13 protein-coding genes are annotated in these 11739 nt (G+C 55.8%); 6 read left to right on the forward strand and 7 right to left on the reverse strand.

What is annotated here, in order from left to right; genetic code table 11:
- Positions 1 to 31: 31 nt before the first annotated feature.
- The 7 genes from ACQY4Z_RS10225 to ACQY4Z_RS10255 form a co-directional block, all read right to left on the reverse strand.
- A complete protein-coding gene (locus ACQY4Z_RS10225; protein ID WP_428528940.1) occupies positions 32 to 1306 on the reverse strand; it encodes a class I SAM-dependent methyltransferase in 1275 nt (424 codons plus the stop codon).
- A gap of 70 nt (positions 1307 to 1376) precedes the next feature.
- Entirely contained in the window at positions 1377 to 1646 is a 270-nt protein-coding gene (locus ACQY4Z_RS10230; RefSeq protein ID WP_209178923.1) for an HPr family phosphocarrier protein, read from the reverse strand.
- A 21-nt stretch (positions 1647 to 1667) separates the two neighbouring features.
- On the reverse strand, positions 1668 to 2072 hold the full coding sequence (locus ACQY4Z_RS10235) for a PTS sugar transporter subunit IIA (protein ID WP_008193884.1): 405 nt from the start codon (positions 2070 to 2072) through the stop codon (positions 1668 to 1670).
- 120 nt (positions 2073 to 2192) lie between these two features.
- Positions 2193 to 2660: an HPr kinase/phosphorylase gene (locus tag ACQY4Z_RS10240; protein WP_428528943.1), complete on the reverse strand. Its 468-nt coding sequence runs from the start codon at positions 2658 to 2660 to the stop codon at positions 2193 to 2195.
- The gene (locus ACQY4Z_RS10245; protein ID WP_428528945.1) at positions 2657 to 4480 is read right to left on the reverse strand and encodes a stimulus-sensing domain-containing protein; all 1824 of its coding nucleotides are present in this window, start codon (positions 4478 to 4480) and stop codon (positions 2657 to 2659) included. The genes ACQY4Z_RS10240 and ACQY4Z_RS10245 overlap by 4 nt, the downstream gene beginning before the upstream one ends.
- 32 nt (positions 4481 to 4512) lie before the next feature.
- A complete protein-coding gene (locus ACQY4Z_RS10250) occupies positions 4513 to 5211 on the reverse strand; it encodes a response regulator transcription factor (protein WP_133949114.1) in 699 nt (232 codons plus the stop codon).
- A gap of 466 nt (positions 5212 to 5677) precedes the next feature.
- The gene (locus ACQY4Z_RS10255; RefSeq protein ID WP_428528947.1) at positions 5678 to 5848 is read right to left on the reverse strand and encodes a hypothetical protein; all 171 of its coding nucleotides are present in this window, start codon (positions 5846 to 5848) and stop codon (positions 5678 to 5680) included.
- A gap of 103 nt (positions 5849 to 5951) precedes the next feature.
- On the opposite strand from ACQY4Z_RS10255, the gene ACQY4Z_RS10260 reads away from it, so the two are divergent.
- The 6 genes from ACQY4Z_RS10260 to ACQY4Z_RS10285 all read left to right on the forward strand — a co-directional run bounded on the left by ACQY4Z_RS10260 (position 5952) and on the right by ACQY4Z_RS10285 (position 11495).
- Positions 5952 to 7562, forward strand: coding sequence for a phosphoenolpyruvate carboxykinase (locus ACQY4Z_RS10260; protein WP_428528949.1), 1611 nt, complete (start codon positions 5952 to 5954; stop codon positions 7560 to 7562).
- Between the two features lie 128 nt (positions 7563 to 7690).
- Positions 7691 to 8026, forward strand: coding sequence for an XdhC family protein (locus tag ACQY4Z_RS10265; RefSeq protein WP_428528951.1), 336 nt, complete (start codon positions 7691 to 7693; stop codon positions 8024 to 8026).
- A gap of 13 nt (positions 8027 to 8039) precedes the next feature.
- Positions 8040 to 8669, forward strand: a complete 630-nt coding sequence (locus ACQY4Z_RS10270; protein WP_428528953.1) for a LysE family translocator — start codon at positions 8040 to 8042, stop codon at positions 8667 to 8669.
- Between the two features lies 1 nt (position 8670).
- On the forward strand, positions 8671 to 9366 hold the full coding sequence (locus tag ACQY4Z_RS10275) for an XdhC family protein (protein WP_428528955.1): 696 nt from the start codon (positions 8671 to 8673) through the stop codon (positions 9364 to 9366).
- 13 nt (positions 9367 to 9379) lie between these two features.
- The gene (locus ACQY4Z_RS10280) at positions 9380 to 10999 is read left to right on the forward strand and encodes an NTP transferase domain-containing protein (RefSeq protein ID WP_428528957.1); all 1620 of its coding nucleotides are present in this window, start codon (positions 9380 to 9382) and stop codon (positions 10997 to 10999) included.
- Between the two features lie 289 nt (positions 11000 to 11288).
- Positions 11289 to 11495, forward strand: a complete 207-nt coding sequence (locus ACQY4Z_RS10285) for a hypothetical protein (RefSeq protein WP_133949130.1) — start codon at positions 11289 to 11291, stop codon at positions 11493 to 11495.
- The last annotated feature ends 244 nt before the right edge of the window (positions 11496 to 11739 follow it).

Here is an 11739-nt window from a genome sequence, read left to right on the forward strand (position 1 = left end):
GTTCGGCTGAGCTCCAAATCGCCAATACCGTCTAGCTCCGGTAAAGATCTTCACGTGTCGGCGGCATAGACGACGGGCCCTTTGTGCGTTTGGTCGACACAGTCTGGAAGATGTTGATCGTGCCGCGCTGGAAGCCAAGGGAGACACCCGTCAAATAAGCCAGCCACAAGCGATATTTTTCTTCCCCCACTTCAGTAATGGCTGCCTCTTTGGCGCGCATCAGGTTCTCAGCCCACAGTCGGGTTGTGCGTGCATAGTGCTCCCGCCAACCTTCGACGTCGTGCACTTCAAAACCGTAGGATTCCAGATTGGTAAGGGTCCATCCGATGTGGTCAACCTCGCCGCCAGGAAAAATGTATCTGACGAGCGCCTTATACTCCGCACGCTTGCGCCGGAAGTTCTTGAGGCTCTTTTTGCCCCGACGCGTGATCGCATGGTGGAGATAGATCCCACGCGGTCGCAGAAGACGATGAACGGCCTGATAGTATTCCTCGTGATGATCCAGGCCGACATGCTCAAACATCCCTATTGAGGAAATCTTGTCGAACTCGCCCTCCATCTCACGGAAGTCCTTAAGCTCGACAGAAACATTACCTTCCAGGCCCTTGGCCTTGATCCGCTCGCGGGCGAGAACGGCCTGTTCTTCCGACAAAGTCACGCCTGTTGCCGTCACACCATAATGCTCGGCCGCGTAACAAATCAGAGCCCCCCAGCCGCACCCGATGTCGAGCATTCGGTCCCCCGGCTTCAGGCGCAGCTTCCGGCAGATCATCTCCAGCTTGTCTTTCTGTGCGGTCGCAAGATCTGTGTCCCATGACTTAAAATATGCGCAGGTGTAGAGCATCTCCGGATCCAGAAAGAGCCGATAGAACTCATTGGAGACATTGTAGTGAAAGGCAATGTCGGTCTGACCGCTCCCGGATTGCTGAGCCGTGTTGCCGCCATCCAGCTGCGCCTGTTGTGTGCCGGACGCGCGCGGTGCAAAGAACAACTTCAACGCTGATCCGACGACAAGGCGCTTGTTCAAACGCTTCAAAAGTACCTTCGATTTGATGGATGGACGCTTGTCAGCAAAATCAAACAACGAACCGCCGCGCGGCTCGACTTCGCCGCGCGCATAAAGCTCAAGAATCGTCTTCAAACTGGGACGCCGCAAAAACGCGGGGATCGCGGTGTCGGAAATGAATAGGCGGAGTTCGCTCTCCTGGCCATTTACCGGAATAACCGTTCCATCTGGAAGCTCAAAAGAAAAATCGGCCCCCAAAGCATCATGAACATGGGCCAGCAGGTCTTTCGTTACCTGCATATTCCGATCCACAACCGCGTCCAACTTGCCCTCCAACCCAATGGTCAAACCTTGCGGTGTGTCGAGACCGTCAGTCTTCTTCCCCGAAGCCGCTTTCGACCAAATCCGTGATGGCCTCCAGCGCGGGTTCAGCTTGCGCGCCGCTCGTGCGGACCTTGATGCAGCAGCCAGGGCTGGCAGCCAACATCATGAGCCCCATGATCGAGGTGCCGCCCACTGTCTGGCCATCTCTTGAAACTTCCACGTCGGCGTCAAAGGTCTCAACCAGCTTTACCAATTTTGCCGATGCCCGGGCGTGCAAGCCGCGCCGGTTTACAATCGTCAGGTCTTTTTCCAACACGCTTTTCGCGTCCTGTTCTTGTTAATTCTGTCCCGACAGCACCTGGCTCGCGACGGAGATATATTTTTGTCCGGCCTGCCGCGCCTCGTCAACAGCCTGCGGAAGCTCGCGATCAGCACGAACGCTGGCCAATTTGATTAGCATCGGCAGGTTTACACCTGCAACGACTTCAACGGACTTGCTGTCCATAACCGAGATAGCAAGGTTGGACGGTGTGCCACCGAACATGTCTGTCAGAAGAACCACACCTTTGCCTGTATTTGCGGCATCGACCGCCGCCAAAATGTCCTGCCGGCGCTGTTCCATATCGTCATCCGGGCCAATGGAGATGGTCTCGACCTGCTCCTGTGGGCCAACAACATGTTCCAGTGCTGCCTTGAATTCCTCGGCGAGGCGCCCGTGAGTGACGAGGACAAGTCCAATCATACGTATAAAAACCCGATCATCGAGATTTGCTTCAGCTCATTTGAGAGCCGGGCGTTTACCAGCCTGCTGCACTCTCGGCAACCGTATCGCCAGTTGCAAGCAAAAAAGGAAAGGTCCGCCTCAAAAATAGTCAGGGCTGTTTGGGTAGAGATGCCTGAAGGCCCAGCGGATCAATCGTATACTCGAAAAAGCATCGTCTTCGGGGCAACGAAGGAGCGGGCACGCTACGCCCAAAACGGTTTCCTTTTTGCAAGGCTCCTCCGGGAGGCGTTCCAACGCTTCCCACTGACACAAATCAACAATCAGGTGAACTTGCGCATGGGGCAAAAATTCTGCTCTGACGATACCGGCGCCGCGTACTTCCATAAGGCCTTGGAGCGCCTCCGGCGGCTCCGCAAGCAATCGCCCGGTATCCGCGCTCAAGAGCACGCGATCATCTGCAACGAGCACCGCGTATTGTCCGCGCAAGTGCGCCGCTTCGAGAAGGGTATCACTCAAAGCAGACTTGCCACTTCCCGAGTCTCCGCGGATCAGGATTCCCTTGGTTCCGACAACAATGCAGTTTGCGTGGATGTTATCGGCCGTCACTTCTTGCGGCCCACGGGCAAGATGATCGTAAAGCGGGCGCCCGCTATCCGGTCCTTCCCGTCTTTTCCAACTTCAATACGGTTGGTCGCAGAAATCGACCCGCCGTGTGCATTTATGATCTGCCTTGAGATGGAAAGACCAAGACCGGAGTTGTTGCCAAAGCCTTCGCCGTCCGGCCTGTCGGTATAAAACCGCTCGAAAATCCGCTCAGTGTTTTCAGCCCGGATCCCGGGACCATCATCGTCCACAGTAATCTTGATTTCCCGGGCATCGCGACCAAGATCCACCCGGACGGAGCCCTTTTTGGGTGAAAACGAACGGGCATTATCGAGAAGATTGCTGATCACCTGACCGAGCCGAATGTCATGGCCCTGGACTTCGTAAGGTTTGGTGCCGGGCGCGTCGGCAACGGTCAGTTTAACTCGCGGGTCCCCCTTGTCGGACCGCTCATTGGCTGCATCCGCCATGTTCCGAAGAAGTTCGGCAAGGTCGATGGTTTCCGATTGTGTCCGGGCAAGTTCCGCATCCAGACGGGACGCATCGGAGATGTCACTGATCAACCGGTCAAGACGGCGGACGTCATGCTGGATGACTTCCATCAAGCGATTGCGCGAGTCCTCGTTTCTGGCAAGCGGCAAGGTCTCTACCGCGCTTCTGAGAGAAGTCAGCGGGTTTTTGAGTTCATGTGCAACGTCAGCTGCAAAACGCTCGATCGCATCAATCTTGTCATAGAGCGCGTTGGTCATTTCCCGGAACGAACGCGCCAGGTGACCAATCTCGTCCTGCCGGTCTGAGAACTCCGGGATTTCTTCACGCGACGTCGTTGATCCGGTCCTCACGCGATCCGCTGCGGCTGCAAGACGGCGCACAGGTCCTGCAATGGTCCCGGCCAGAAGGATCGACAAAAGGATCGTGACCGTTGCAGCAAACAAGAAAACACGGATGATCGCGATGCGCTCGGCCCGAACAATGGCATCAATATCACCGCCCTGCGTTGACAAGAGCAAAGTGCCTAGCACGGCACGAAACCGCTGGATCGGAACCGCCACGGAGACAATCAGTTCACCACGCTGGGATATCCGGGTCACACTGGCCGGAGATCCTGCAAGGGCCGCCTCCACTTCAGGATAAGCGCGGCCGTCGCCTGCACCAACCTCCTGATAGATCGGCAGGTCGCCCTGCTGCATCCAGCGTTTGCTCCACTGCCAGAGTGTGTCCCAAAAGCCTTCTTCCTCGACATTGGGCGGCGGAAGATCAAAGCGCAAAATCTGCGCACTGGAATAAAGGTGCCGGGAGTCCAGGATAAGAATCCCCTCCGGATCGTAGATCCGCGCACGGGTTTTTGTCGGAGATATCAGCCGGCGAAGAACAGGGCCGACACGTTCAGGATTGATTGGAAAGTCGAGGCTTTCAAGGTCATCACCAGCCGTCGGCGTGATGCTCTCACCTGCCTGAAGCTGCAACAAACGTTCCGGATCGACCGTAATCGTTCCAGTATCGACGGTCGCCGATGCCGCAATTGCACCGGCAATGATCTCCCCTTGCGTGAGGAGGCTCTGCACCCGTGCATCAATGAGACCGGCACGGAACTGATTGAGGTAGAGGATCCCGATCACGAGAGCGATAAGCCCAACCAGATTGATCGCAATAATCCGGCGCGTCAGGGAAGACAGCACGTATGTCCCGAAGACCCGGCCCACACGGTTCAAGAGCCGACGGCGAACGCGCTTCTTGCTCAAACGGCGCAGCTTGGAGCGCTCCGAACCGCCTTCCGGTTCAGAGATCTGCAGGTCGTCCAGATGTTCGCTTTCCACCGCCATTCAGGCCCACCTTCAGGTCTGTGGCCTCCAGCTCAAACCTCTCTGAACCGGTACCCAACACCATAAAGGGTTTCGATCATGTCGAAATCGTCGTCAACCACTTTGAACTTCTTGCGCAGACGTTTGATGTGACTGTCGATGGTGCGGTCGTCAACATAGACCTGATCATCGTAGGCCGCATCCATCAACGCATTCCGGCTTTTGACGACCCCTGGACGCTGGGCCAGGGCGGATAGAATAAGGAACTCGGTGACGGTCAACGTAACTGGCTTGTTGTTCCAGGTGCAGGTATGCCGCTCCTGATCCATGACCAGTTGCCCGCGCTCCAGCAACTTGTCTGCATCATCCCTTGGTGCAGATGCATCGCGCGGTTGGGCACGGCGCAACACCGCGCGGACACGCTCAACCAGCAAACGCTGGGAGAACGGCTTCCGGATGAAGTCGTCGGCGCCCATCTTGAGACCGAACAGCTCATCGATTTCATCGTCTTTGGACGTCAGAAAAATGACCGGGAGATCAGATGTCTGGCGCAACCGGCGCAGCAATTCCATGCCATCCATTCGCGGCATCTTGATATCGAAGATCGCCAGTTCGGGCGGATCGCTTTGCAGGCCGTCAAGCGCGGAGGTTCCATCCGTGTAGCTCTGGACCCGATATCCTTCCGCCTCCAATGCAATTGATACGGAGGTCAGGATATTGCGGTCGTCATCAACCAGGGCAATCGTTGGCATATTTGTCTTCGTCCACTTCCGGAAACGCACCGACGGCACGCGTCGATCAAAGAGTAACACAAAGCCTTTGGCCTGCTAAATGCGCAAAAATTAAGGCGATCGGGCCATTTACAATCTGCAGAACGAGGTGCGCAAAGCCACTGCAAGCCTTCTAAGGCGCCAAAACTGTGCTCCAGATGGCGGGGATAGCGCAGCGTTACAAGCCCAATTCCGAAAGCTTGCAACAATACGCCGAAACACATTCAGCTGTTGTCCGAGCTCCAAACTCAAATGCTGCCAAATTCATCGGTTACTACTGTTCTGCGATCGGGATCTCTTACTACCCCGCCTGCCGCTGCGGGAACAAACTGATAGGCGGCAACACACCGCTTAAAACGAATTTTGCGTGCGCTTCCGATCTCTATGCTCTGCCGCAGCGTTCTCAAATAAGGCGAGAATGAGATCGCCCCCTTTCGGCTCAATCACGTCACAGACCGAAAAAGCGCGCTTCAGCCGCATATACTTTCGCCTCAGCAGACAAGTCGAAGAATTCGAAAGTTTCGTTTTTTTGTTTGCCGCCCAAATTAATTAAGCGGTATTTATTCGCGTATTTTAATCGATTAAACAAACACATAGCCCTTTGGCCGCCTTGCTGCATTTCTGCGCATCCACTAGGTTCGCAGCCCTTAAGATCGGGTTCAGTATTTGTTAACACTGCCCGGCCGCTAACAAATAGCTCCCACAACAAGGATCTCGGGATCATGCAGGAAGTAGGCGATAGGAATTCAGCCATTGGCAGCGAAACGTTCGGCTTCAAAGGACTGAAAGCGCTCTATTGGAACCAGAGCGAACCTGCGCTTTATGAGTATTCCCTGAACCGAGGTGAAAGCCAGCTGGCCGCTGGCGGCGCTCTGGTCGCAGAAACCGGCGTACACACCGGCCGCTCGCCGAAGGACAAGTTTGTGGTTGTCGATGACCAGACCAAGGATGCCGTCTGGTGGGACAACAATGCGCAAATGTCCCGGGAGCAATTTGATCTCCTGATGAGTGATTTCCTGGCACATGCTGAAGGAATGGAGCTTTTTGCACAGGACCTTTACGGCGGAGCAGATTCCGACCACCGCCTGCCGGTCCGCGTCTACACAGAATACGCATGGCATTCTCTTTTCATCCGCAATCTGCTGCTGCGCCCGGAGCGCAGCGACCTCGCAGATTTTGCGCCGGAAATGACGATTGTCGATTTGCCGAGTTTTACGGCCGACCCGGCCCGCCACGGCTGTCGCAGCCAGACCGTGATTGCCGTTGATCTGACACGCAAGATCGTTCTAATCGGCGGCACATCCTATGCCGGTGAAATGAAGAAGTCGGTATTTACCGTTCTTAATCACCTGCTTCCGGAAAAAGGCATCATGCCGATGCACTGCTCGGCAAACGTGGGTGACAGCGGCGATACAGCCGTCTTCTTCGGCCTGTCCGGCACCGGCAAAACAACCTTGTCCGCTGACCCGTCACGCACTCTGATCGGCGATGACGAGCACGGCTGGAGCGAAAACGGCGTCTTCAACTTTGAAGGTGGCTGCTACGCAAAGACCATCAAACTGTCCGCGGAGGCAGAGCCGGAAATCTATTCCACCACTCAGCGGTTCGGCACGGTTCTGGAGAATGTTGTGCTGGACGCAGATCGGGTTCCGGATTTCGACGATGGTTCGAAAACAGAAAACACCCGTGCCGCCTACCCGATCCACTTCATTTCCAATGCCAGCGACACTGGCTGTGCGCCGGTCCCGAAGACGATCATCATGCTGACGGCAGATGCATTTGGCGTCATGCCTCCAATCGCTCGGCTCACCCCGGCCCAGGCAATGTATCACTTCCTATCCGGTTACACGGCGAAGGTGGCGGGCACCGAAAAGGGTGTGACCGAGCCGCAAGCGACGTTCTCAACCTGTTTCGGTGCGCCGTTCTTGCCGCGCCATCCGTCCGAATACGGAAATCTTCTCAAGGATCTGATCGCCAAGCACAATGTTGATTGCTGGCTGGTGAACACCGGCTGGACCGGCGGCGCGCATGGTGTCGGCCACCGGATGCCGATCAAGGCGACCCGAACCCTTTTGCAGGCTGCACTCTCCGGTGATCTTTCGAACGCAGAATTCCGGACAGATGCAAACTTCGGCTTCGAAGTTCCTGTTGAAGTTGCCGGTGTCGATACCGAGATCCTGACGCCGCGCGACACTTGGTCCGACAAAGAGGCTTATGACGCACAAGCTGCAAAACTGGTCGACATGTTCGTAAACAACTTTGAGACCTTCGAACCGCATGTCGACAACTCTGTTCGCAGCGCAGCCCCATCTGTCAGGCTTGCTGCAGAATAATCATCCGCTGACAAGTGGACCAATTGAGGAGCACCTGCCAACTGGCAGGTGCTTTTTCTTTGGCAGCTTCTTCTTTCATCCGTTTGCGGACCCGCTATATTTACGAATGGATCCAAGGAGATTGAACCATGCAGGATGGCAACAGCCGCTCCGCTCCCGACATTTTGGCAACCACCCAAACCTGGAAAGAAGCCGGCCGCTCGGTCGCCTTGGCAACGGTCGTTGAGACCTGGGGATCCGCGCCCCGTCCAACAGGGTCGCATTTGGTGATTGATGCCGATGGAAATTTTGAAGGCTCGGTGTCTGGTGGCTGCGTCGAAGGCGCCGTCGTTGCGGAAGCCTTTGATGTGATCGAGACAGGTAAACCAGCGATGCTTGAATTTGGCGTTGCCGATGAAACAGCTTGGCGGGTTGGTCTGTCTTGTGGCGGCCGCATTCGCGTTTATGTAGAGCCGGTTAACTGATTGAGTATTGTCTATGCCACCTATTGAGACGTTATTGGCCTTTTTCGCCGCGACTGCCCTTTTTGCTTACATGCCAGGCCCTGCCCTGCTTTACACCGCCGCTCAAACGATCGCGCGGGGACGTCGCGCCGGCTTTCTTGCAGCTCTCGGCATTCACATGGGTTGTTACGTGCATGTCTTTGCAGCGGCTCTCGGGCTCTCCGCGATCTTTTCTGTCGTTCCGAGTCTTTACTTCGCGCTGAAAATCATTGGCGGCGCCTATCTGATTTTTCTCGGCGTTCAGATGATCCGCGCACGGGCGGAAAGCGGTGCAATGCCGGATTTGCCGCAGAAAAGCGGACGGCGGGCCATGGTGGACAGCTTCCTCGTAGAAGTCCTCAATCCGAAGGTCGCCGTCTTTTTCATTGCGTTTCTGCCACAGTTCGTTAGCCCGGAAGCGGCCCTTCCGGTCTGGGCACAGTTCCTCATTCTCGGGACGATCGTCAATTTTGCGTTCACGTCCGCTGATATCGTCACCGTGCTCTTTGCATCAGAAGTCAAAAAGCGTTTCACGCGTCAATCCAGAATGCAGGCAATCACCAGGTGGGCCGGCGGCTCACTGCTTGTTGGGCTTGGCCTGAAGCTGGCAACGGATCGCAGTTAACATGGAACTCTCACTTCTCAGCCAACTGAACACAGAACGGGCTGCCCGCCGAGCCGCTATTCTGGTCACAGATATGACCGCTGGCAGCCAACGGTTGATCAAGAGGGACATTGCCTACCGTGACGACCCTCTGGCTGAAGAATTCGACAAGCGCTTCCTGTCCGGCAAATCCGGCCTTGTCAAAACCGATGCCGGCGAGGCCTTTCTGACTGTCTCTGTGCCCTCACCCCGACTTGTCCTCATCGGCGCCGTACACATCAGCCAGGCACTGGTTCCCATGGCTGAAATTGCAGGCCTCAATGTCAGCGTGATTGATCCACGCACGGCCTTTGCGACAGAAGACCGGTTTCCTGGGTCCAGCTTGTTGGCTGAGTGGCCGGAAGATGTTCTGAAAGCCCAGCCATTTGACCCTTACACCGCCGTCGCGGCGCTCACCCATGACCCCAAGATTGATGATTACCCACTCATGGAAGCGCTCAAGACCGGGTGCTTCTATGTGGGTGCTCTAGGCAGCAAAAAGACCCATGGCAAGCGCCTGGAGCGGTTTCGGGAAGCGGGCTTGTCAGAGGATGTAATGAGCCGGATGGAAGCGCCAATCGGTCTCGACATTGGTGCAGCCTCCCCTCAAGAAATTGCAGTTGCAGTCCTCGCCTCCGTGATCAAGGCCTTACGAAAACCCGATGGGGTTACGCAATGAAGAGGGGCCTGGAATGAAGTTTGGCCCCGTTGCGCCGATGGAAGCTGAGGGATGTGTGCTCGCCCACTCGACCAAACTGCCTGGCCTCATCCTCAAGAAAGGGCATCGCTTAACAAAAACCGACTGCGCTCTTTTGAGCGAGGCCGGCTTGGAGACGATTGTTGTTGCGCGCCTTGAAGCCGGAGACCTGGACGAAGACGCAGCGGCAGCCCGACTAGGAGGCGCTGCCAAAGGTGCCGGCCTGTACACGGACGCGCCGTTTACGGGCCGGATGAACCTGTTTTCAGACACCGACGGTGTTCTGGTTATTGATGAGGCCGCGGTCACAGATGCCAATAGAATAGATCCGGCGATTACCTTTGCAACGCTCGCAAATCATACTCGGGTCACGCCGGGCCGGATGGTCGCAACAGCCAAAATCATACCCTTTGCGGTATCGGATAATTTAATCGGCAAGGCCGAAAGAGCGATCAAAGGCGCGGTCCGCGTCGCGCCGTTTTCTGCCCATAAGGTCGGCTTGATCGCAACATCCTTGCCCCATTTGAAACCTTCCACGATGGATAAGACCCGCCGGATACTCGAAGACCGGCTTCGGGCAAGCGGCAGTCATATCGCGGCTGAATTGCGCGTCGACCATACCGAAGAGGCTGTTTCTGCTGCCATCTCCCAAATGAATACCAGCTGCGTGGACTTGCTGATCCTGTTCGGTGCGTCCGCTGTTGTTGACCGGGAAGATGTTCTTCCTGCAGCGTTGGAAAGAGCTGGCGGCGACGTTCGACACCTCGGCATGCCGGTGGACCCGGGCAACCTTCTCATGCTGGGCGATTTCAACGCAACGCCTGTGATCGGCGCACCTGGGTGCGCCCGCAGCCCAAAGGAAAACGGCTTTGACTGGATCCTTGATCGCCTGCTCGCCGGATTGGAAGTTTCAACCCACGACATCACCGGCATGGGCGTTGGAGGCCTCTTGATGGAGATCGGAACACGGCCGCAACCAAGAGCCCCAAAGCCCCCCAGGTCGAAGCCGAAGATCGCAGCGATCATTCTGGGCGCCGGTAAATCCTCCCGCATGGGTGAACCGAACAAGCTGCTGGCGCAACTGGATGGCAAGTCGTTGATACGTCACGCTGCAGAAACGGCTTGCGGTGTTGATTTGATCGAAACCGTTCTGGTCACTGGTCATCTTGCTGAGCGGGTCGAAGCCGAGGTGGATGATCTTGATTTGACGATCACGTATAATCCCGATTATGCGGATGGTATGGCAGGCTCGATACGCGCTGGTATGAATGCTCTAAAAACGGAGCCGGAAGCCGTCATTATCCTTCTCGGAGACATGCCGCGCATTACGCCGGAGGCCTTGAACCGCCTCATTGGGGCCTATCGGGAAAGCTCCAGCAACCTGATTGTCGCAGCGACTGCGGACGGGAAACGCGGCAATCCGGTACTCTGGGACCAGCGATTTTTCGACGCGCTCAAATCCTTGACCGGTGACATTGGCGCTCGCCATGTTATTGCTGAGAATCCAGGCTTCGTAGCGGAAGTCGAGCTTGGTGATGCGGCCCGGCTCGACTTGGACACACCCCAAGCACTGTTTGCAGCCGGTGGGCAGCTCCCGCCAGATGACCAGCAATAAAGCGCTAAACAACGGAAGTTGTTAAGCTTTCTGAGCAAAGGTAAACTAGGCTTAACCGGCTATGCAGGAAATGCAAGGCCGACATGCCTGCTATTCTATTGCAATTTTGTGACATCCGACCTATGTACTCGATGCGCTTGCTGAAGGGCTCTCTGCTTGCAGAGGTGGGCCATGAAAAATGTCCCGGGCGTCTGCTAAATCCGATTTATTTCAAAGGCTGTTCGGATCCTCACTTGAGGAGGATGCTCGAGCGCTTTTGTTGTGTGCGTATAGAATAAAGGAAACTGTCATGGCTGACTTGTCTCTCCCGCGCCCGGGCTGCTGTAAATGGGCAGAAGGCGACGCTGGAAATTACACCTTTCCGTGCTCCAACCGGGTCGAGCCGGGCGTGTCTTACTGTGACGACCACCGCTCCATCGTTTACATCCCACCGGAAGAGCGTCGCCGCAACCGTTCTGGTGGTGGCATGAGCTTGTCCTTCCGTCGCGCGGCTTAAAACTACAGCTGCTTGTAAATAAAAGCAGTTCTCCGTGGATCATCCACGCGCCTCAAACCCGGCCCCAGGCCGGGTTTTTTGTCGGCGCCCCTAGCACTTTTGACGACCAACCTTCGCGCCAATACGCTCCAATTTCCGTATATTTTACCTATTCATTTAATTTACCCTGCGTTCTTCTCCCCCTATTTACTGCTACCTCAAAGCTTTTGTTGTTTCATTTTTAGATATTTTTTATTCAATTATT

It is taken from the genome of Roseibium sp. (assembly GCF_965276855.1).
Taxonomy (GTDB): Bacteria; Pseudomonadota; Alphaproteobacteria; order Rhizobiales; family Stappiaceae; genus Roseibium.

Coding starts and splice junctions, on each gene's coding strand:
- ACQY4Z_RS10265 (WP_428528951.1), top strand. CDS start 7,691: ATGCAGGATGGCAACAGCCGCTCCGCTCCCGACATTTTGGCAACCACC.
- ACQY4Z_RS10255 (WP_428528947.1), bottom strand. CDS start 5,848: ATGCAGCAAGGCGGCCAAAGGGCTATGTGTTTGTTTAATCGATTAAAA.
- ACQY4Z_RS10270 (WP_428528953.1), top strand. CDS start 8,040: ATGCCACCTATTGAGACGTTATTGGCCTTTTTCGCCGCGACTGCCCTT.
- ACQY4Z_RS10245 (WP_428528945.1), bottom strand. CDS start 4,480: ATGGCGGTGGAAAGCGAACATCTGGACGACCTGCAGATCTCTGAACCG.
- ACQY4Z_RS10250 (WP_133949114.1), bottom strand. CDS start 5,211: ATGCCAACGATTGCCCTGGTTGATGACGACCGCAATATCCTGACCTCC.
- ACQY4Z_RS10280 (WP_428528957.1), top strand. CDS start 9,380: ATGAAGTTTGGCCCCGTTGCGCCGATGGAAGCTGAGGGATGTGTGCTC.
- ACQY4Z_RS10235 (WP_008193884.1), bottom strand. CDS start 2,072: ATGATTGGACTTGTCCTCGTCACTCACGGGCGCCTCGCCGAGGAATTC.
- ACQY4Z_RS10260 (WP_428528949.1), top strand. CDS start 5,952: ATGCAGGAAGTAGGCGATAGGAATTCAGCCATTGGCAGCGAAACGTTC.
- ACQY4Z_RS10285 (WP_133949130.1), top strand. CDS start 11,289: ATGGCTGACTTGTCTCTCCCGCGCCCGGGCTGCTGTAAATGGGCAGAA.
- ACQY4Z_RS10275 (WP_428528955.1), top strand. CDS start 8,671: ATGGAACTCTCACTTCTCAGCCAACTGAACACAGAACGGGCTGCCCGC.
- ACQY4Z_RS10225 (WP_428528940.1), bottom strand. CDS start 1,306: ATGCAGGTAACGAAAGACCTGCTGGCCCATGTTCATGATGCTTTGGGG.